The sequence below is a fragment of the Atlanticothrix silvestris CENA357 genome (assembly GCF_016056295.1).
GTDB classification, from domain to species: Bacteria; Cyanobacteriota; Cyanobacteriia; order Cyanobacteriales; family Nostocaceae; genus Atlanticothrix; species Atlanticothrix silvestris.
On sequence record NZ_JAECZB010000002.1, the window covers coordinates 148,814 to 169,488 of the forward strand.

The 20,675-nt window shown below is 40.3% G+C and carries 17 protein-coding genes; 9 read left to right on the plus strand and 8 right to left on the minus strand.

Annotation, left to right across the window (positions count from 1 at the left end):
* The first annotated feature begins 279 nt into the window (after positions 1-279).
* Positions 280-2,415: a hybrid sensor histidine kinase/response regulator gene (locus tag I8751_RS01940; protein ID WP_214437473.1), complete on the plus strand. Its 2,136-nt coding sequence runs from the start codon at positions 280-282 to the stop codon at positions 2,413-2,415.
* A gap of 77 nt (positions 2,416-2,492) precedes the next feature.
* Positions 2,493-2,660, plus strand: coding sequence for a hypothetical protein (locus I8751_RS01945; protein ID WP_214437474.1), 168 nt, complete (start codon positions 2,493-2,495; stop codon positions 2,658-2,660).
* Positions 2,661-2,686: 26 nt separating this feature from the next.
* Here the strand turns inward: I8751_RS01945 and ftsH3 are convergent, their stop codons facing one another.
* From ftsH3 to I8751_RS01960, 3 genes are all read right to left on the minus strand, one after another.
* Positions 2,687-4,528: an ATP-dependent zinc metalloprotease FtsH3 gene (gene ftsH3, locus I8751_RS01950; protein WP_214437475.1), complete on the minus strand. Its 1,842-nt coding sequence runs from the start codon at positions 4,526-4,528 to the stop codon at positions 2,687-2,689.
* A gap of 79 nt (positions 4,529-4,607) precedes the next feature.
* Positions 4,608-5,438, minus strand: a complete 831-nt coding sequence (locus I8751_RS01955) for an aminotransferase class IV (protein ID WP_214437476.1) — start codon at positions 5,436-5,438, stop codon at positions 4,608-4,610.
* Between the two features lie 113 nt (positions 5,439-5,551).
* Entirely contained in the window at positions 5,552-6,340 is a 789-nt protein-coding gene (locus I8751_RS01960; protein ID WP_214437477.1) for a hypothetical protein, read from the minus strand.
* 607 nt (positions 6,341-6,947) lie between these two features.
* Between I8751_RS01960 and I8751_RS01965 the strand changes: the two genes are divergently transcribed.
* The 3 genes from I8751_RS01965 (at position 6,948) to I8751_RS01975 (ending at position 9,310) form a co-directional block, all read left to right on the plus strand.
* Complete coding sequence (locus I8751_RS01965; protein WP_214437478.1) at positions 6,948-7,430, plus strand: hypothetical protein; 483 nt, start codon at positions 6,948-6,950, stop codon at positions 7,428-7,430.
* Between the two features lie 139 nt (positions 7,431-7,569).
* A complete protein-coding gene (locus I8751_RS01970; protein ID WP_214437479.1) occupies positions 7,570-8,403 on the plus strand; it encodes a hypothetical protein in 834 nt (277 codons plus the stop codon).
* On the plus strand, positions 8,393-9,310 hold the full coding sequence (locus I8751_RS01975; protein ID WP_214437480.1) for a hypothetical protein: 918 nt from the start codon (positions 8,393-8,395) through the stop codon (positions 9,308-9,310). The genes I8751_RS01970 and I8751_RS01975 overlap by 11 nt, the downstream gene beginning before the upstream one ends.
* A 15-nt stretch (positions 9,311-9,325) precedes the next feature.
* Here I8751_RS01975 and I8751_RS01980 read toward each other — a convergent pair whose 3' ends face one another.
* Complete coding sequence (locus I8751_RS01980; RefSeq protein ID WP_214437481.1) at positions 9,326-10,543, minus strand: acetate kinase; 1,218 nt, start codon at positions 10,541-10,543, stop codon at positions 9,326-9,328.
* A gap of 98 nt (positions 10,544-10,641) precedes the next feature.
* Between I8751_RS01980 and I8751_RS01985 the strand changes: the two genes are divergently transcribed.
* Positions 10,642-11,028, plus strand: coding sequence for a hypothetical protein (locus I8751_RS01985; RefSeq protein ID WP_214437482.1), 387 nt, complete (start codon positions 10,642-10,644; stop codon positions 11,026-11,028).
* Between the two features lie 285 nt (positions 11,029-11,313).
* Here I8751_RS01985 and I8751_RS01990 read toward each other — a convergent pair whose 3' ends face one another.
* From I8751_RS01990 to gap, 4 genes are all read right to left on the minus strand, one after another.
* A complete protein-coding gene (locus I8751_RS01990) occupies positions 11,314-11,946 on the minus strand; it encodes a Uma2 family endonuclease (RefSeq protein WP_214437483.1) in 633 nt (210 codons plus the stop codon).
* Between the two features lie 326 nt (positions 11,947-12,272).
* Complete coding sequence (locus I8751_RS01995) at positions 12,273-13,274, minus strand: transaldolase (protein WP_214437484.1); 1,002 nt, start codon at positions 13,272-13,274, stop codon at positions 12,273-12,275.
* A 153-nt stretch (positions 13,275-13,427) separates the two neighbouring features.
* The gene (gene pyk / locus I8751_RS02000) at positions 13,428-14,858 is read right to left on the minus strand and encodes a pyruvate kinase (RefSeq protein ID WP_214437485.1); all 1,431 of its coding nucleotides are present in this window, start codon (positions 14,856-14,858) and stop codon (positions 13,428-13,430) included.
* A gap of 272 nt (positions 14,859-15,130) precedes the next feature.
* Positions 15,131-16,162 (minus strand): type I glyceraldehyde-3-phosphate dehydrogenase, encoded by a 1,032-nt coding sequence (gene gap, locus I8751_RS02005; RefSeq protein WP_214437486.1) that lies wholly within the window; start codon positions 16,160-16,162, stop codon positions 15,131-15,133.
* 487 nt (positions 16,163-16,649) lie between these two features.
* Between gap and fba the strand changes: the two genes are divergently transcribed.
* The 3 genes from fba (at position 16,650) to I8751_RS02020 (ending at position 20,660) form a co-directional block, all read left to right on the plus strand.
* On the plus strand, positions 16,650-17,729 hold the full coding sequence (gene fba / locus I8751_RS02010) for a class II fructose-bisphosphate aldolase (protein WP_214437487.1): 1,080 nt from the start codon (positions 16,650-16,652) through the stop codon (positions 17,727-17,729).
* A 244-nt stretch (positions 17,730-17,973) separates the two neighbouring features.
* Entirely contained in the window at positions 17,974-19,308 is a 1,335-nt protein-coding gene (locus tag I8751_RS02015; protein ID WP_214437488.1) for a TMEM143 family protein, read from the plus strand.
* A 197-nt stretch (positions 19,309-19,505) separates the two neighbouring features.
* Entirely contained in the window at positions 19,506-20,660 is a 1,155-nt protein-coding gene (locus I8751_RS02020; protein WP_214437489.1) for an extracellular solute-binding protein, read from the plus strand.
* Positions 20,661-20,675 lie beyond the last annotated feature (15 nt).

A 20,675-nucleotide genomic window follows, 5' to 3' on the forward strand; every position in this document is an offset into this window, starting at 1 on the left:
CTATAAAATGTGATTGGAGATAAGCGATCGCTGATGCCATTCAGCTATGCTAGAAATAGCATGGCAAAGCTATCATAGCGCTCAAGAAAATTAAATTAACACTATATATGTTTTAAAACTATATATCATCAGATTACCGCTAGATAGACGACAACTGATGAATAAATATTTTTCATAAATGAAATTGAGGAGCTAGCAATCAAACATGCAATCATGTTTGCTAATTAGCTTCGTTTCTGTGCGGTCAAAAATTTAGAATGCCTATTTTAATTAAAACCTATGTCAGAATTATGGATTAATTTATTTAGCTCAGAGTCATTTATACCGCACGGACACTGCTATTTATGGCAAACAAATTTAGTTTGGTTACATTTAATATCTGACGCACTCATTGCCCTAGCATATTATTCTATTCCAGCAACACTGTTTTATTTTGTTCGCAAGCGGCAAGATCTACCTTTTGATTGGATTTTCTTATTATTTAGCGCATTTATTGTCGCTTGCGGCACTACCCACCTAATAGAGATTTGGACACTTTGGCATCCCACTTATTGGTTGTCGGGGTTAGTCAAAGCGGTAACTGCAACCATATCTTTAATTACGGCAATAAAACTTGTGCCATTAGTACCACAAGCGTTGGCACTTCCCAGTCCTGCTCAATTAGAACAAGCAAATCAACAACTGCAAATACAAATAACCGAACGGTCACGGGTAGAAGCCGAACTGAGAAATTACCAGAATCATCTGGAGGAATTAGTTGCTCTTCGTACCCATGAAATTACCAAGACTAACAAACAATTAGAGCAAGAAATCGCTGAACGCCAGCGGATTGTAGAAGTTTTGCGACAAAGTGAACAGCGTTACCGTTACTTGGCTAATGCAATTCCTCAACTTGTATGGACAACTGATGCTGATGGTCAATGCGATTATTTTAATCAAAATTGGTGCGATTATACAGGGCTAACATTAGAGCAATCTTTGGGTTCTGGTTGGGTGGCAGCATTGCATCCAGATGATGTAGTAAAAGCTGAAGAGGTGTGGTCAAATGCTACAAAAAGTGGCACTTTGTATGAAAATGAATATCGGTTGAAATCAGTTAGTGATGGTTCTTATCGTTGGCAACTAGCGCGGGGCTTCCCTCTCAAAGATGAGCAAAATCGTGTAATCAAATGGTTTGGAACTTGTACTGATATTGACGAACAAAAACAAATATTACAAGAACGCGCGCAGTTATTTGAATTAGAAAAAGCAGCACGAGCAAAAGCAGAATCAGCTAATCGAATTAAAGATGAATTTCTTGCCGTTCTCTCCCATGAACTACGTACCCCACTTAATGCCATTCTTGGCTGGTCTAAGTTATTGCAAAGCCGTCGGCTTGAACCGGCGAAAACATCTCAAGCCCTAGCAACAATTGAGCGTAATGCCAAATTACAAGTCCAATTGATTGAAGATTTGCTGGATATCTCTAGAATTTTACAGGGCAAATTAATATTAAATATTACTAATCTAAACTTAGAGTCTATAGTGTTGTTCGCCCTAGAGACCATACGTTTAGCAGCAGAAACTAAATCGATTCAGGTAATTACAATATTTGCACCGAGTGTAGGACAAGTTATGGGCGATTCTGCCCGCTTACAGCAAGTTGTTTGGAATCTTCTTTCCAATGCTGTCAAATTTACACCCAGTGCTGGAAAAATAGAAGTGCGACTAGAGCAAGTTGATAATTGCGCTCAAATCGTAGTTAGTGATACAGGCAAGGGCATGAGTGCAGAGTTTTTACCTTATGCTTTTGATTACTTCCGGCAAGCAGATAGCAGCTCCACTAGAACATTTGGCGGATTAGGATTGGGGCTAGCAATTGTGCGTAAGATCATCGAAATGCATGGCGGTACAGTTAAAGCAGAAAGTGCTGGCGAGAATCAGGGGTCAACATTTAACGTCCAGTTACCGGTTGTGAGAAATGAGAGTTTAAGCACGGTAACTGAACAAAATCATCACTTATCATTCACTCCTGAATCTTTACCTCTAGCTACTGTGCAGATTTTAGTTGTTGATGATGATGCTGATTCACGAGATTTCATTGTTTTTGTCTTACAGCAAGACGGAGCTGAGGTGATTGCGGCATCTTCAGCCTTGGAAGCATTACAGACTTTGAAACAGACAAAGCCAGATGTGCTAATTAGCGACATTAGTATGCCCGGAATGGATGGCTATATGCTAATTCGTGAAGTAAGAACTTGGACACCAGAACAAGGTGGAAAAATTCCCGCGATCGCTTTGACCGCTTTTGCGAGAAACTATGATCGGGAACAAGCACTAGAAGCCGGGTTTCAGATACATTTACCCAAGCCTTTTGACGCAGAAGAATTAGTTGCAGCAGTTGTTAAGCTGAAAGATATTGCATGTGATAATTAGCTAGCAACGCTTACTGGAAAAATATCGTCAGCAGGGTTTAGAGTTGTGATTCTGTGTGATACAGGAGTTTTGCTTAAATGCTTTTAGACGATTTGCTCATTATCTATGAAATTCCGCCTAATGATTATAATCGGTTGTTTGTATTAATGGAAAAATACCAAGATCGACCAATGGATTTGGCTGATGCAACTGGGATGCTCCCAATTAGGGTAACTCTGTCAAATTCCAGAATTACCCTAAATTGAGACTTTAAATTTCAACCAAAAATGATTTAGGCAAACGCAGCAGTTGTGACATCATTACTTGCCAAAATTTCTTGCAATTCCTCGGCATCTACCGTTTCTTTATCAACCAGCATTTGCGCTAGTTGGTCTAGAATGTGGCGGTTATTCACTAACACTTCTTTAGCGCGTGTATAAGCTACATCCACAAGTTTACGGACTTCTTCATCAATGGCAGCTGCGGTTTCTTCAGAAAAATCACGTTCTGACATGATATCCCGGCCGAGGAACATGTTACCTTGCTGACGACCAAGGGCAACTGGGCCAAGTCTGTCGCTCATGCCAAAGCGGGTAATCATTTGACGGGCAACTCTTGCTACTTGTTGTAGGTCATTAGAAGCACCGGTGGTCACTTCTTCTTCACCAAAGATTAATTCTTCAGCAAGCCGACCACCCAAAGCTACTGCCATCTGATTTTCTAGATAGGCGCGGCTGTACAAACCAGTATCCATGCGGTCTTCGCTAGGGGTGAACCAAGTTAAACCACCAGCGCGACCACGAGGAATGATGCTGATTTTTTGTACTGGGTCATAGTCTGGCATCAAAGCACCAACTAAGGCGTGACCAGCTTCATGATATGCTACCAAGGTTTTGCGCTTTTCGCTCATTACCCGGTCTTTCTTTTCTGGGCCAGCTAAGACGCGATCAATGGCATCATTGATCTCATCCATCGAAATTTCGGTCAAATTCCGCCGTGCTGCCAGAATTGCGGCTTCATTGAGTAGGTTGGATAAATCTGCACCAGTAAACCCAGGAGTCCTGCGGGCGATTCTATCCAAGTCCACATCTTTGGCTAAAGTCTTACCACGAGCGTGAACTTTAAGAATTTCGCTACGTCCGGCATAGTCGGGACGGTCTACTACTACTTGACGGTCAAAACGACCAGGACGCAACAGTGCTGCATCTAGAACATCAGGACGGTTGGTAGCAGCAATGATAATAATACCAGTGTTACCTTCAAAACCATCCATTTCGGTGAGTAACTGGTTGAGGGTTTGTTCACGCTCATCGTTACCACCGCCTAAACCTGCACCCCGTTGACGACCTACAGCGTCAATTTCATCGATGAAGACGATACAAGGAGCATTAGATTTAGCTTGTTCAAACAAGTCGCGGACACGGGACGCACCCACACCCACAAACATTTCGACAAATTCCGAACCGGAGATGGAGAAGAAGGGTACACCCGCTTCGCCTGCAACAGCACGAGCTAGGAGGGTTTTACCTGTACCAGGAGGGCCAACTAACAGTACACCTTTAGGAATTTTTGCACCGACTGCGGTAAAGCGATCAGCATTTTTGAGAAAGTCTACGACTTCATTTAGTTCCAACTTGGCTTGGTCAATACCAGCAACGTCGCCAAATGTGACTTGAGTTTGTGGCTCCATTTGCACTCTGGCTTTGGATTTGCCAAAGTTCATTGCTTGGCTACCTGGGCCACTTTGAGCGCGGCGTAACAAGAAGAACAAACCAACCAGAAGTAATACAGGGAAAAATAAGCTGCTGAGTGCCTTAAACCAAAATCCTTCATCGGTTTGAGGCAAAACAGAAATATCAACACCTTTTGCAGTCAGAGTATTAATTAGGTCTTGGTCGTTGACCAAGGTTACTAACTTCTTATTAGGGTCATATTTGGGTGTAACTAAGGCTGTAGAACGGTCTGCACTCAAACTGACTTTTTCTACTCTGCCTTTTTCAACTTCTTGAATAAACTGGCTATAGCGCCATGTCTCTCTACTTTGGGGTTGTTTGTCAAAAAATGCTGTTCCCAGCGCAATCACAACAATAAACAGCAGGGCATACAGCCCCGTATTTCTCCATCTTTTATTCACTGAGGTTAATCCTCCCGTATTTTTTTGCGTTCACGCAGCGTCTCTTTAAAGACAGGGCTTTATTAAGAATTATGTTAACTTATTTTAAGGTATAACAGAATGGCGTGCCTGTCATGCTAAAAAACTCCCTTATTTGCTGAAAACTAGGATGGTAGGGATTATATTGTAGCGACCCTGTAGGTTGGTGAACGGTATGAATGGGAATAATTTCTACCACACTATTAGTGTAGGCGATCGCTTCAAATCCCTGAACTAATTCACTAGTCCAAGGTTCCTCTTGTACTGTTTGCTGTTGATTTTGTAGCCAGTTAATAAGTTGCGATCGCACGATTCCCGGTAAAATACCTGCTGTCAGAGGTGGTGTCCACCAACTACCATTCTGCCATCCCCAGAGGTTGCCTGTGGTAGTTTCCAACCAATTACCTGCTATATCTACTAAAATCGCTTCTTGGGCATTTTGCTGCACACTAATTCTGGCTAACCATGCACTGAGGTAGTTTCCGGTTTTATGAGAAGTCAGACTACGAGCAAATTGTGATGTAGCCAAACTTGTGCTAATGCCGTTTTTTTGTCTTTCTGTTAAATCGTGGGGCAATAATCTACCGGTTATCCACTCCCGGCCATCCGAAAAAAGAGTAATTCTGAGAACGGGGAAATGTGCAAGGATAGCTTCTGCACCTTGGCGTACACGGTTCCAGTCTGGTTGTTGCCAACCAAAAGATTGTAAAGAAAAAAGTAGGCGATCGCAGTGTAAAAGCCAATTAGTTAAACTACTATCGAGTGAATTATCATAAACTCGCAGCGTTGTAAAAACCGTTGCTCCATAAAGTAAACCCGGATCGTTAATATTTAACTCTAAGGTTTGGGATTGAATCAACTTGCCACCATACCAAAAAATTTGATTTGTCATTTGTTAGTTGTTAGTTGTTAGTTGTTAGTTGTTAGTTATTTTTTTGTGACCACTGACCACTGACCACTGACCACTGACCACCAACCACTGACCACTGACCACTGACTCATAATTCAATCTTTTGGGGGAAACATAATTTTTTGAGTGCCTTCAGGAGTAGTAATTACCTTTCCACCCAAAGCCTCAATTCTCTTAATTGCTATTTTACGAGTTTTTTCATCTACCTCATTACTTAACACCATCGACCAAGTAGCGATTTGAGCGTATTTACTATTAGGATTTTGACTCAAAAATTCCGCTGTTTTTTGAGAAATTGCAGCGACATATTTACTTTCTTCATCTGAATAACTATTGGCCCAGTCTGCTGCCATTTTGAAAGAATATTGAGCAGCTTGGGAATTGCCCATAAATAGTAATTCATCAATTGCTTTATAACGCCACACATAATAAGATTTTTCAGGAACTTGAGGAGATAATGACTTTAAACCTTTCTCCATTAAATTTATAGTTCGTTCTGGCATAGCAGCATAAATAGAAGTACTAGCAGAAAGACTCAAATAAGCTGCTAAAAAACGGGGGTCATGTTTAAGAACTACTTCAAAATATTCTGGACTCAAGCTGTAACCTGTTTTAGCACGTGCTTCATCATCACCAAAATATGGTAAAAAATTGAGATATACCCAATCTGCAATAAAATTGTCATAACCAAAACTAGGTATTCTCTTCAAGAAACTCAGCCGCAATTTTTCTAATTGAATATCTTTTTCTAAAGCTTCTATGGAAATAGCTTGTTGGTTATATAGGAGTTTTTGCAGTTTGGGAAATTGAATTAAGCCAACTCCTAACATGCACAAACAAGCTACAAAAGGCGTGATGACAGCTTGACGAGATAACAACCACATAATAGGAATCCGATTTGATTAGTGAAAAAATATAAGTATCTCAAGACTTACGCAAAATTATGATAAAACGTAGACACACTTTCTTCGGCTTGCCGCAGGCTACCACATAGACGCGCCAGCAGCTACTCTTCTCCTGACGGAGACGCTACGCGTAGCTTGCTTCCCCATAGGGGTACGAGTTCTCCGAAGGAGTACCCGCAGTGTAGGACACAGCGAAAAGTTGTCAGGAGGGTTTCCCTCCGTAACAAACTTTTCAAGACAAAGGACACAAACTTAAGAAGGTTTCAGAGAGTTATTGCGTAAGTCTTATATTTTTAGGAGGAGTAATGCTCACTACAACTATGATACTGGCTCCTTTAAGTGTGTTTCAAATCTAGCCCCTAATCTCTAGTTCCTAGTCCTTCTTCCCCCACCAGAATCTACTGTATAAAACCGATAAGCGCTATATTTTTTAGAAGTCGCAACTTCACTTTTCTTTAGAAACAATTCTTAAATCATTAAGTTGTTTTGAGTTTACTTGCTTTTTTTAAGTAAAATTACTGAAGCTTACACTAGAATACTAGAATTAAATTTTGTTTGTACTTACAACTGCAACTATCGCAATATTATGGACAATAATGTTACAGAAACCATTGAAAGTAATGATCAAGCTATTACCACAAAAGTGAGTGATTTTGAGACAATAATTACTAATCTCAATGCTGATAGAAATGGATTTAATTTTGACGACATTACTGATGCTATTAAAAAAGCAATAGTTCAAGTTGTGGAATTAGAAATTACTACTTGGGTTTCAGAACCATCTACTAATTCAGGTAGTGAATTACAAAATGGGCAAGAATTACCTAAAGCAGGTAATCGCATACATACTATTGTCAATCTTGTTAATGGTGATATCAAAAATGAGGTGGGAAGTCAATTTGTTGGTAGTGGCCCTTATACAGAACTACGCGAATTTCATTTAAGTCAAGTTAAAGAAAGTCGTGAAATTATGCAAAAAAATATAGAATCTGTGCATAAAATTTATGGCATTTTGATGGAAATGCTGAGAACACGCAAAAGTTCACAACAATCAATCTCTCGTTCTTAAGTATCATTGATAAATTTATATTTAAAATCAAATACCTACAGCAATCTAGTGCAAGCTGTAGGTTACATAGTATTGGTATTGATTAATAAACTCAGCACTATAACTAAATTTAGTCAAGAGTATTTTAGAGGTTTTCAGTATGCCTAATGAGATTCAAACTCAAGCTCGATGTTTGTTAGACAACTTGGTGAAGTCTGTACAAGGACTAGTAGACGATATTACAGCCTTAGAAGTAAATACGATGGTTGTCGAGCAAATTAGTGGGGCCAAGTTTAATGCTTGGCAGGCATATCAAACAATTTATTCTATCAATGACCCCGAATATTTTGATGAAAGAGGAATTCCTGGCGATAGTCCTCAAGATCAAAACTTACGTGACCGCTATCGAAGTTTGTTTGCACAAGTTGAAAGAGAGTATTTTTATCTTCTAATTGATCCTAACTCCAAGCTTTATAAATTACCCAATGAAAAAGTAGAAAGATATCAACAACGTTTGGCAATTTTAAAAAAACAAAAACATGGAGAGATAGTTGAAACTGATCCAAAATATGTGAAGCTAGCTCGACCAATATTACCTCCTCCAACTCCTGTAATTGAAGGAGAAAACCAAGTAGATTGGCACAAAGATTGGGAAGAAAATTGCCTGGAAATCCAAGAAATATTGAGTAATGATAAGTTTGTGCGTACCTTGCGGAAAGTAGCAGAGCTTAAAGCTGCTCTTGACAGCGGTGATGCCACAAAATCTACAATTGATATTATTTATGCCCAAACTGTTATGCAGTTAGATGGCGATATTATCAGCCGTTACCATAAAGAACTGTTTCAATTGCCTGATTACGAGAAAGATTTAATCCTCAAAATACATACAGAAGGAGTAGTTGCGGGTGAAAAACAGTGGCGTGGAATGCTAGATTTTTTGATTACTTTAGTACAGGGTATCGCTAATTCATCTCTATCTCGAAATGGCCGTTGATAATACAATTGCTGATAAGCAAGCTGGCGTTACATTCTCTTGTTACTTGCAAATTCCTCAAGGCGCTGCTTTTGAACTCAAGTTTGAGCAAGGACAGTATAATTTTTATCTCAATGCCATAGTTGTCGCACAGATTCAGCAAGCACAAAAAACTGGTTGTTCTTTGTATATTCCACCAAGACTACTAGTTACCTTGTGGTACTATAGCTTTTTCAATAATCCAGAAAATTTGAGCAATAAGTCTCAAAATTCTTACATTGTTTTAATCATTAATATTTTTAGATTACTTCTGAGTAAACCTTTAAGTAAGAAAACAAATTTACAATCTGGATTTACTTTTAATTGTTACTATCAAGAACTCCAAATTGCTGCATCTGTTTGTGATAAATCAGACATACTTTTACAAAGTACTGTGTTTTTAAGTGGTGATATATTTTATAAAATTCGCAGAGACTTTCTCCAAGATCCAAACTGCTTAATAATTGTCTCTGCTCATTATTGGCTAACAGAACAATTATTAAGTTACTTGCGGAAAAAATTAAATCTTTTAGCTTGGGAATTAGCTTCTTTTGCACCTACTAGTTTTGTAGCCGATAAACTTTATCAAGCAAAAGCTGGGATACTACTCTCTATATTTGCTTGGTTTGTAGCAACTATAGTATTTGCTATTATCCGTTATGTAATTGCTAATAAACTTCAGAGATTTACTTCTATCGATTCTAAGTATGTAAATTGGATTGCGTGGGGAATAACTTGTTTAATTCCTAGTGTCATTCTTAGTTCTGCTATGAACGTTTTGTTTTTTGTGTTGTTGTCAGTTTTTGTACCGCTACTTGTAAAGTGGGTTTTACGTTTTATTTTGCCACGAATTGGAAAATTTACAATGCGGTGGTTACTGTTTGCTTAAAGATAAATATCAAATTTATCTTTTCAAAAGTTGCCAACATTGTTGAGCGATCGCCCAATCTTCTTGAGTACGAATTACCAATACCCGCACTGCTGAATCTGGCGTAGTTATATCCTCATCCACAGGATGGTGCTGATTTTTTTCCGGGTCAATTTTCAGATTCAAAAATCCTAAAGCTTCACAGGCGGCTTGGCGAATTCCTGGAGATTTTTCACCAATCCCAGCGGTAAATACCAAAGCATCTAATCCCCCCAGACTGGTCAGCATAGCACCAATGCCAGAACGCAAGCGATGTACGAAAATATCCCAAGCCAGTTGAGCGCGATAATTACCTTGGGCGATCGCTTCCATGACTTGAGGCAAATCGCTAGAGACTCCAGAAATTCCCCGTAACCCAGAAGCTTTATTTAGTAAATAATCAAGACTTTCGGCAGAATAATTAGATTGCCGCAATAAGTAAATTAAAATACCTGGATCGATAGAACCACAACGACTGCCCATCATCAATCCATCTAAGGGTGTGAATCCCATAGTTGTATCAATGCTGCGACCGTTTTTAATTGCTGCCAAAGAGCAACCATTACCTAGATGACAAGTGATTAATCGCAGAGATGTTAAATCTCTACCAAGAATGTCAGCAGCACGACTAGAACAATATTGGTGACTAATACCATGAAATCCGTAGCGGCGAATACCTTGCTCTACCCATTCATAGGGGCCGGGATAAATGGCTGCGGCATCAGGTAGACTGGCATGAAATCCTGTGTCAAAGACTGCTACTTGGGTGACTTCTCCTAAGCTTTGTTCAATCGCTTCTATCCCTTCTAATGCGGCTGGATTATGAGCCGGAGCCAGATTAGACAAACGAGCGATCGCTTTTTTCACATCCTCATTAACTATCACACTATTTCGATAATCCAATCCACCGTGAACCACACGATGTCCTACCACATCGATTTCTGATAATTGACCAATGACCTTGGTAGCGCCGCGACTGAGAGTATAAAGCATATAAGCGACATGGGCGCGGCGAGAATCACCATAAATTGATTCTTGCAGTGTTTCACCTGTGGCTGTTTTTACTTTAATTTCTGCCACACCCCGATCTTGAGTCCAGTTAACTTTTCCTTCCCAAAGAGGTTGTAGTGCTTCGTTAGGAAGAGCATCATCGGCAATTTCATACAAACAACTTTTTTGGCTGCTTGATCCGGCATTCAATATGAGTACTTTCATACTTTTGTATTACTTACGTTTGTAAACTCTGAACTACATAATTACCAGTTTCAAGTAATTAATAAACTTATTACCAATAGTCTAGGAAAAGCAAAAACGTGAAAGGTTTCAAAAAGCTATCCTCAATCGTGTTGCTACTATTAGCCTTTACCTATCCGCCTGCTTTAGCTCAAGCCAAGGATAGTAGTCTGAATAATGTTCCTAATGAGTCAGAAACAAATTTAGTTGAGGGTACAAATGGCGAGCTTTTACTAACTCAACGACGGAATAGACGACATCATTATAGACACAGACGGGGGCGGAATCGACAACATTATAGACGGGGAACTCGACGCAATTATTATAGACGGGGGCGGAATCGACAACATTATTATCGAAGACGCTATCGTTCTATAAATTATTCTGGACAACGCTATCGTCATGGACAATGGGAACTTGTGCGCGATCGTCATGGAAGATTAATGTATAATTGGCAGCGGTTTTAATGATTGATGTTTAATTAAATACGGTTAAAATCAAGCTGAAAACTATGATTAGCATAGGTTTTAAAGCTACCACCGTCTTGAAGGGAAGTTTCCATGTTACTTGCTACAAAGTAAAAAACTTCCCTATTTTTTAACTTTTATCTAGTCTTAGAAAAGTTGTCCTTTATAAAATTGATACCGTTGATAAAAGACTCAACTTCACTAAATTGCATTTAGAATATCCTGTAAAAAATCTGTATAGCTTTGTTTTATATATAAATAAATTATGAAAGTTTTTATAGTATCTTACCCTTGCAAAACTTGAGCAGCAGTCAACTTGAGATCAGCAAATACAGGCGAAACGATCGCATTATCTCCTACATACACCTTCTCCTCATAAAAACCCTCTATCCATTCCAGAACCGTCACTCGCTCTTGTATCGGATCAACGATCCAATACTCAGCAATACCCCGCGCTCCATACTCAGATCGCTTATAGCGATAATCACGACTGCTCTGATTTGGACTCACCCTTACGGGTTCGTCAGTTGCTTCAACGCGCGGAAACCGCGCAACGCACTGACTCACCACCTCAACCACCAATAATGGGGGTGGCATCTCTGGCATCACCGTAGATCGTTTAGCCCCCTCCATCACAGTCACCAACTCCTCAGAAAACACCACCAAATCAGGAACGCGCACCCGTAAACCAGTAGTCACAATTTCCGTTTTCATCGACAGTTGAGAAGATGGAATACCCAGTTGCACAAGGCAAACAAGGATAAACATGGCAATTCGTCGATTTATCTCACTCTCCGCTGTCATCAGAAGCAATTCCCCATCTTCAAACTCATATATTGCATCTGTACCATCGTCATAATTGAAGAACTCTTCAAGAGTCATCTTCCTAGATGCAGCTTTATCTAATGTGATTGCCATAATCACCTTACTTTTTTGTCAAAACATTATGAGCTTGATCTATTATCGCAATATCTCTTCTAAGTTCTTGATCCCCTAATGAATCTTTGCCTCCAACTTGGCCGCTTTAGTGGTCAGTGGCCGGTCGTTTTATTACTCACTGTAGTCTGTGTCATTGTGTCATTAGTTTTCAGTTTTAAGGAGTTGCGAGATCCTCGACTTGTTTAAGAAGTCGGGGATCTGATCCACTGATCCACCATTAGCTTTATGTATCCCTATTAGTGGTCAGTGACCAGTTGTTTTACTAACCACTAGGCCACTAACCAATGAATATCGCAATCTAAATTTTAATGGCTGGTTACTGCTTCTTCTAGGCGACTTAGCCTTTCTGCCAATAGTTTCTCTAGAGAAACTAATGCTTTGGTGAAGCCGTCGATGCCTTCTGCTAGTTTGTCAGATGCCATGCGGTCAGCAGCGTGCATCTTGTCAAAGGTAGCTTTGTCAATAGACATCTTTTCAATTTCCAAGTTTGCTACCTTGGCGGGATCGAGTTTACGTGGTAGTTCGCCAATAGTTGCTTGTAATTCAGCCAACAGCGCAGGAGAAATCGTCAGTAAATCACAACCTGCAAGTTCAGTAATTTCACCAATGTTGCGGAAACTGGCTCCCATAACTTCGGTTTTATGGCCGAATTTTTTGTAGTAGTTGTAGATTGTGGTGACGGACAATACACCAGGATCTTCAGCAGAAGGATAGCTATCTCGTCCGGTGTCTTTCTTGTACCAGTCAAGAATCCGTCCGACAAAAGGAGAAATTAGGGTAACGCCAGCTTCGGCACAGGCGATCGCTTGGTGAAGACCAAACAATAAGGTCAAGTTACAATGAATACCTTCTTTCTCCAAGATTTCCGCAGCCTTAATGCCTTCCCAGGTGGTAGCAATTTTAATTAGCACGCGATCGCGGCCAATTCCAGCGGCTTTGTATTGGGCAATTAATTCTCTAGCCTTAGTAACGGTAGCGTCTGTATCGAAAGACAAACGCGCATCTACTTCTGTAGAGACGCGGCCGGGAATAATTTGCAAAATTTTCAAACCAAAGGCAACTGCCAAACGGTCAAAAGCCAAAGAAACTATCTGTGCTTGGCTTGCGCCGGCTCCCGCATCTTTTTTGGCTTGGAGTAAAGTTTGATCAACAATCTCCTGATATTCTGGCATTTGTGCCGCAGCGGTAATCAGAGAAGGATTGGTAGTGGCATCTTGGGGTTTGAACTTCTCAATCGCTTGGATATCCCCCGTATCTGCAACCACAACAGTCATTTGGCGCAATTGTTCTAGTAAATTTTTAGACATAAAATACTCCGGGATTTTTTGTTGGTTGAGAATTTACTGATTTCCCTGTTCTTGAAACTCGTTTTTGTGCCTACAATTCTGATTCTGGCAATTTTTCTTAATCATTGCCCAATTTTGCTTGCTGTCCAGAGTTACAGCCTCATTCTAGATGCGTCACGCTAAAATTGGCTGTCCAATTGAATGCACTTTAATTAAACTAGTTGTTCCCGATTTACCAATTGGCACACCAGAGGTAATGACTACTTTATCACCGTTATTCGCTAGACCCATTTCTACAACTGTGTCTACCACATTCATAAACATCTCTTCGGCATTGTAGACTGGCGGAATCAGCAAGGGTTCAACACCCCAAGACAGAGCAAGTTGACGGTAAGCAGTTTCATCAGGGGTGAGGGCAATAATCGGTGTAGTCGGACGATACTTAGACACCATTTTCGCTGTACTTCCTGAAGAAGTGTTACATAGAATTGCTCGCGCGCCTGTTTCATAAGCGATGCGGCATACTGCTTCGGCTACAGATTCTGTGACACTGAGGCTGCCTGCATCATGACACCACGCATGTCTACTGCCTTCATTTAAAGACTGTTCTGTTCTCACAGCAATATTGTGCATGACTTGGACGGCGGCGGTAGGATATTGTCCCACAGCAGTTTCACCAGAGAGCATGACTGCATCTGTACCATCCAAAATTGAGTTAGCTACATCAGTGGCCTCGGCACGGGTGGGATCAGGAGCGCCAATCATTGACTCTAGCATTTGGGTAGCTGTAATTACTGGCTTACCAGCCTGATTACAACGGCGAATAATGTCCTTTTGAATCAAAGGGACTTCATGAATCGGCATTTCTACCCCTAAATCGCCACGGGCAATCATAATAGCGTCGGCAACATTGAGAATAGAGTCAAACTGCTCTACCGCCTCTGCTCTTTCGATTTTGGCAATTAAGCGAATTGAAGCCCCAGCAGCTTCAATCATCCGTTGGGCTGGTTCTAAATCTTGTGGCGATCGCACAAATGAAACCGCTACCCAATCTACACCCAATTGAATGCCAAAACGCAAATCCATCAAATCTTTTTCGGTAATGGAACTCACAGGTAAAGGAGTTTCTGGTAAATTCACTCCTTTGTGAGTAGAAATTACGCCACCAATTTTGACTAGGGCCCGAATTTTATCAGCATCGCGATCGGTGACAATCAACTTGACACGACCATCGTTAATCAAAATCGGTTCCCCTGGTCGCACCATTGCAAATAAAGTCGGCAAGGGTAGAGGTAGTTCGTCGATGCTATCACCCTTTTCTTGCAACACAAAAGTGACTTCCTCCCCAGCTTCGACTGTTAGCCCTGACGGTGGTAAGGTTCCCAACCGAATCTTCGGGCCACACAAGTCTTGCATAATCGCGATCGGCTTTTGCTGCTCAGCACTAATTTGTCTGAGATGCCGAGCAGTTTGGGCGTGAAATTCATAAGCTCCGTGAGAAAAGTTCAATCGCGCTACATTCATGCCTGCTTCTACCAAAGCTTGCAGGCGTTCAGGTGCAGATGTAGCCGGCCCAACAGTACAAATAATTTTGGTTCGACGCATAGGATTAGGGGTTTAGGGTTTGAGGAAAAGCCTGGGGTTTTACCCCCATAACCTGCGATTTGGAAGCTTCAAACATCCAAAATCACATGTGTTTAATATCACTAATTTGTTAAGCAAAAATACTTTATCCAATCCTACTTTTAAGGTATTTACCCAAATCCCAAAATTCCCAGTCAGTCGTCAGCGATGCACTGAGCTTGTCGAAGTGTTATTTCTCCTAAATCTTGTACAGACGCGATTAATCGCGTCTCTACTCCTGACTTTCTGATAGATCAAACCACTGCAAGTTGTTCTTTTTGTGCCATCGACAACATCAAGTCAACTACACGATTTGAGTAGCCCCATTCGTTGTCATACCAAGCAACTATCTTGAAGAAGTTCGAGTTCAATTCAATTCCAGCACCCGCATCGAAGATACTAGAGTGGGTATCGCCTTGAAAATCAGTCGAAACTACTTCTTCATCTGTGTATCCCAAGATACCTGCTAATGCTCCTGACGCTGCCCGCTTCATCGCAGCACAAATTTCTTGATAACTTGTAGCTTTGGCAGTTTTGAAAGTTAAATCAACTACAGAGACATCAGGGGTGGGAACTCTAAATGCCATCCCAGTTAATTTGCCCTTCAACTCAGGTAAAACCAGCGCCACGGCTTTAGCTGCACCTGTGGAGGAGGGAATAATATTCTGGGCTGCACCTCGACCACCCCGCCAGTCTTTCTTGCTGGGGCCGTCTACAGTTGGCTGGGTAGCAGTCATGGCGTGAACTGTAGTCATCAACCCTTCAGTCAACCCAAAGTGATCATTGATGACCTTAGCAATGGGAGCTAGACAGTTTGTGGTGCAGCTAGCATTAGAGACGATTAGATCCTTGCTAGGGTCGAATAAGTCATGATTGACACCCATCAATAAAGTCGGAATACGATCTGGATCTTTAGTAGGAGCAGAAATCACAACTCGCTTTGCACCTGCTTTGAGGTGGTTTGCCGCCCCTTCATATCCAGTGAAGAGTCCCGTAGATTCTACGACATAATCTACACCCAACTGTCCCCAAGGCAATTCCGCAGGATTCCTCACTGACATGCAAGGAATAAAATATCCATCAATAACGATACCATCTTCCTTCGCTTCAACCTTGCTTTTCAGCTTACCGTGGGTTGAATCGTATTTAAATAAATAAGCGAGGTTATCTGGTGGTACTAAGTCGTTAATTCCTACAAATTCGATATTGGGGTTATCAATGCCAGCACGCAACACAAGTCGCCCAATCCGACCAAATCCATTGATGCCAACTTTCAATTTACTCAAGATTAAACCTCCTGTTGTGGGAAGTTGAACAAAAACAGAAAGTTAAAAGTCAAAAGAAATTGCCTTTTACTCTTTACTTTCTGATCCTGACAGTCTTAAGTTGGCTAAAGCCTATTTACTAGGCATCTTTTAAGGTTTCCATAACCCTGATTTGAGTTGAGACTCACAATCGTAGAAATGCGATCGCAGTTAGTCAAAGTTGTTTTGATTTTGCTTACGATGAGGAGAGCGATCGCTTATGGTAGACTATTTACAACAATACGTTACCAAAAAACGCTACTAAACCCGATCAGTGTGACGTAGCACACTTGACAGTAGTTTAGTTCAAGCATAAGGCATCTTGATTAGTGATGGCGCAAACTTTTTCAACATAAGCACACTACTCTAGTTATAATTTCCTATAAGTTGAAAAAACTCTTAAGATTTAGCGTAATTATTACGCTTCTCTCACACCGATTAGCTGACAACAACATTAGGAGGACTATCTATGGCGCTTGTACCAATGCGGCTGCTTCTGGATCATGCTGCTGAAAACGGTTACGGCATCCCAGCTTTCAACGTTAACAATTTAGAGCAAATTCAGGCGATCATGAAGGCGGCGGCAGAAACAGATAGCCCCGTAATTTTGCAGGCTTCTCGTGGCGCTCGTAATTATGCAGGAGAAAACTTTCTCCGCCACCTAATTTTGGCAGCGGTAGAAACCTATCCTCAAATTCCCATTGTCATGCACCAAGATCATGGTAATGCTCCTTCTACTTGCTACTCAGCAATTAAGAATAACTTTACCAGCGTCATGATGGATGGTTCATTGGAAGCTGACGCTAAAACACCTGCCAGCTTTGAATATAACGTCAATGTTACTCGTGAAGTAGTAAACGTAGCTCACTCCTTGGGTGTCAGTGTTGAAGGTGAGCTAGGTTGCTTGGGTTCTTTAGAAACCGGTGCTGGTGAAGCTGAAGATGGTCACGGATTTGAAGGTACACTCGACCATTCTCAACTACTAACTGACCCCGACCAAGCAGTTGATTTCGTCGAAGCAACCCAAGTAGATGCTTTGGCTGTAGCTATTGGCACCAGCCACGGCGCTTACAAGTTTACCCGTAAGCCAACTGGCGAAATTTTGGCAATCAGCCGTATTGAAGAAATTCACCGCCGTTTGCCTAACACCCACTTGGTAATGCACGGTTCTTCTTCCGTACCTGAAGATTTGTTGGCACTAATTAACCAATATGGTGGTGCTATTCCTGAAACCTACGGTGTACCTGTAGAAGAAATTCAAAAAGGTATCAAGAGCGGTGTACGTAAAGTAAATATTGACACCGACAACCGTTTGGCAATCACCGCTGCGGTACGTGAAGCTTTGGCAGCTAATCCCAAGGAATTTGACCCTCGTCACTTCCTCAAGCCTTCTATCAAATACATGCAGAAGGTATGTGCTGAACGCTATCAGCAATTTGGCACCGCTGGCAATGCTAGCAAAATTAAGCAAGTTTCTCTAGAAGATTTTGCAGCTAAGTATGCTAAAGGTGAACTCGATATGATCACCAAGGCAGCTGCTAAAGTTTAATTTAGCCAAAAAATAGGGGCAAAGCATAGCAATGCTCCTTAAAAACTGAAGGTTTTGATATTGCTTAAACAAACCGGGTGACATTGAAGTTTCCCGGTTTTTTGTTTTATTGTATGAGAGCGATCGCTAATTATAAATTAAAGATTGTTTGAATTACAATTCAAGATACTAGTAGCTCAGAAACGAAAGAGTGCATTATATTTGTTAGCAAACTCATTAGTTGGATTTTGATTGATCTCATAACATGACTGTTCACGAAAACCGAGAAGCATTCATTCCTTACAATCGCACCGATATTATCAAACTTTGTCTACAAGATGGTAAGTTAGATAGAGTTGAGGCAGAAACATTTAAAGATTTTTGTCAAATTTTATCTGCATATTACCACTTTCGCTTCCATCAGACTTTAGAAACTATCAAGGAAAACTACATACCCTTCAACCCCAACGCAGATATCCAACCAATAACTCCACCAACATTTGATCAATATGATGAAATGGAGTTAAAAGTGGTTGATGCATTTAACAATATTGTAGAAAGAGCTAATTATATTTGTTTACCTCAAACACTTGTACAACGAGCATTAGATACAAAATCTCTGATTGATTTAAAAACGCAAGTTGATTTTGATGAATTTGATCGATTCATCTGCTACTATCGGGGCGACACTAATAAGAAAATTTCGATCAAGAAATTCTTTTTTTGGCAGGAAGAAAAAATTATTGATATTTTTGAGCGAATTGTATTGCTAGTCAAATTTAAAGAAGCAGATTATTTTAGGAATAAGAAAGCTAAAATCAACGCATTAAAATTTATTCCCGGTAAAATGTATGTTTATTTCTACAAAAACATTCCTAAACTAGATATTGACTTGCTCTTTCCTAATGTAGTAACGAGTATGACCTGGAAAGATCGGTTACTATTTGGGATTCCTGCCATTGGTGCGGCAATTCCCCTCATATTAAGAGCGTTACCAAACTTATTATTACTGCTTGCTGCAATTTTATTGGTACTAAATGTGCCATTTTTTATCGAATCATTAGATGTAGAGCCAGATAAAGTCCGCAATGTGATGCCCGTTCTAGTCGCAACTCTATCGTTAACGATCGCATTGGGTGGATTTGCCTTTAAGCAATATACTAATTACAAAAACAAAAAAATAAAATTTCAAAAAGATGTCACAGAAACTCTATTTTTTAAAAATTTAGCTAATAACGTTAGTGTGTTTCAAATGTTCATCAATTTAGCTGAAGAAGAGGAGTGTAAAGAAATCATTCTTGTGTATTATCACTTACTCACTAGCCCGATTCCACTCAATCCTCAACAATTAGATGCTTGCATAGAAACTTGGATGGAGAATAAACTGGGCACGACAATCAATTTTGATATCCAAGGGCCATTAAATAATTTAGAAGATATTTGTGGCAAGGTAAACACAAATGACAAAACAGCACCTGAAATTCCTTTATTAAGTCATGATGACCAGGGATGTTGTCATGTTCTTCCTTTAAAGGATGCCAGGACAGTAATTGATTATGTTTGGGATAATGCTTTTTTATATAATGGGATAGATTTGTAATCAAGTTTTAATATATTTCTCCAGCTATTTAAAGTTAACTCATAAAATCTCTTGTTTATTTCTCAGCGTTCTCAGCGCCTCTGTGGTTTAGAAGTAATTTATTTAACTACAGAGACGCAGGGGACACAGAGCCAATATTATCATTGTTCACATAACTGATGTATAGTCACAAATCTAAAATTACAATTCCCAAATTAATGGATCGACGGTCTTTTTTACGATTTACAGGTGGACTTGTACTTTCACAACTGCTGATTGGGTGTGGTGGTCAAAACCAAACAAAACTGAATGTACAGCTATTAAAAGGTTCTATTCCCGGTCAGGTGGTTAATGAATTTCGCCAAAGTTTACAGCAAAAAGCGCAGTTAAAGTTTGCTCCAGTTGAACAAATACAAAATTTATTTCAGCAATTGCAAAGTTGGCAAAAGCAACCACAAACCACTAATGAACCTGTTTGGAGTCGTTTTGTGCCATTTAGGCAATCTCAAACTCCCATAGCTGATTTGGCAACATTAGGAGATTACTGGCTCAAAACTGCAATTGAACAGAAGTTGATTCAGCCACTAGAAGAAACAGAGATCAAACAGTTAAAACATTGGTCTGCTTTGGATGAAAGATGGCAAAAACTAGTAACGCGCAATGAGCAAGGCAACCTAGATACTCAGGGAAAAATTTGGGCTGCTCCTTACCGTTGGGGTAGTACGGTAATTATTTATGACCGTGAAAAATTTAAAAAGTTAGGATGGAAACCGCAGGATTGGGGTGATTTATGGCGAGATGAACTGCGATCGCGGATTTCATTGTTAGATCAACCAAGAGAAGTAATTGGTCTAGTTTTAAAGAAACTAGGAAAATCATACAATACAGAAAATCTGGACACAGTACCAGACTTGGAAAAGGAACTAAAAACATTAAATCAACAAGTAAAGTTCTACAGTTCCAATACCTACCTAGAACCTCTAATTATTGGTGACACTTGGCTGGCGGTTGGTTGGTCATCCGATGTAATACCAGTTTTAGGACGTTATCCGCAACTTGCTGCCTTTGTGCCTAAATCAGGAACAGCAATCTGGGCAGACTTGTGGGTTCGTCCCACAAGTGTTACCAAAAGTGATTTATCATCCCAATGGATTGATTTTTGTTGGCAACCAGACATCGCTAAACAAATTGCTCTTTTGACTAAAAGTAATTCACCAATTTCTACCAATATTGTCGCTGCCGATATCCAGGAGCCTTTACGAAATTTGTTACAAAATAATAATGAAATTTTTGCCAAAAGTGAATTTTTGCTTCCCTTAAATCCATTAGTGGCAAAGCAGTACGAGTCTTTATTCGCTAAAATCAAGACTTAGTGAGCATTGGAGAAA

What these genes read in the sequence shown, in the direction of transcription:
- I8751_RS01940 (WP_214437473.1), top strand. Translation starts at nt 280, where the DNA reads ATGTCAGAATTATGGATTAATTTATTTAGCTCAGAGTCATTTATACCG.
- I8751_RS01945 (WP_214437474.1), top strand. Translation starts at nt 2,493, where the DNA reads ATGCTTTTAGACGATTTGCTCATTATCTATGAAATTCCGCCTAATGAT.
- I8751_RS01955 (WP_214437476.1), bottom strand. Translation starts at nt 5,438, where the DNA reads ATGACAAATCAAATTTTTTGGTATGGTGGCAAGTTGATTCAATCCCAA.
- I8751_RS01960 (WP_214437477.1), bottom strand. Translation starts at nt 6,340, where the DNA reads ATGTGGTTGTTATCTCGTCAAGCTGTCATCACGCCTTTTGTAGCTTGT.
- I8751_RS01965 (WP_214437478.1), top strand. Translation starts at nt 6,948, where the DNA reads ATGGACAATAATGTTACAGAAACCATTGAAAGTAATGATCAAGCTATT.
- I8751_RS01970 (WP_214437479.1), top strand. Translation starts at nt 7,570, where the DNA reads ATGCCTAATGAGATTCAAACTCAAGCTCGATGTTTGTTAGACAACTTG.
- I8751_RS01975 (WP_214437480.1), top strand. Translation starts at nt 8,393, where the DNA reads ATGGCCGTTGATAATACAATTGCTGATAAGCAAGCTGGCGTTACATTC.
- I8751_RS01980 (WP_214437481.1), bottom strand. Translation starts at nt 10,543, where the DNA reads ATGAAAGTACTCATATTGAATGCCGGATCAAGCAGCCAAAAAAGTTGT.
- I8751_RS01990 (WP_214437483.1), bottom strand. Translation starts at nt 11,946, where the DNA reads ATGGCAATCACATTAGATAAAGCTGCATCTAGGAAGATGACTCTTGAA.
- I8751_RS01995 (WP_214437484.1), bottom strand. Translation starts at nt 13,274, where the DNA reads ATGTCTAAAAATTTACTAGAACAATTGCGCCAAATGACTGTTGTGGTT.
- pyk (WP_214437485.1), bottom strand. Translation starts at nt 14,858, where the DNA reads ATGCGTCGAACCAAAATTATTTGTACTGTTGGGCCGGCTACATCTGCA.
- fba (WP_214437487.1), top strand. Translation starts at nt 16,650, where the DNA reads ATGGCGCTTGTACCAATGCGGCTGCTTCTGGATCATGCTGCTGAAAAC.
- I8751_RS02015 (WP_214437488.1), top strand. Translation starts at nt 17,974, where the DNA reads ATGACTGTTCACGAAAACCGAGAAGCATTCATTCCTTACAATCGCACC.
- I8751_RS02020 (WP_214437489.1), top strand. Translation starts at nt 19,506, where the DNA reads ATGGATCGACGGTCTTTTTTACGATTTACAGGTGGACTTGTACTTTCA.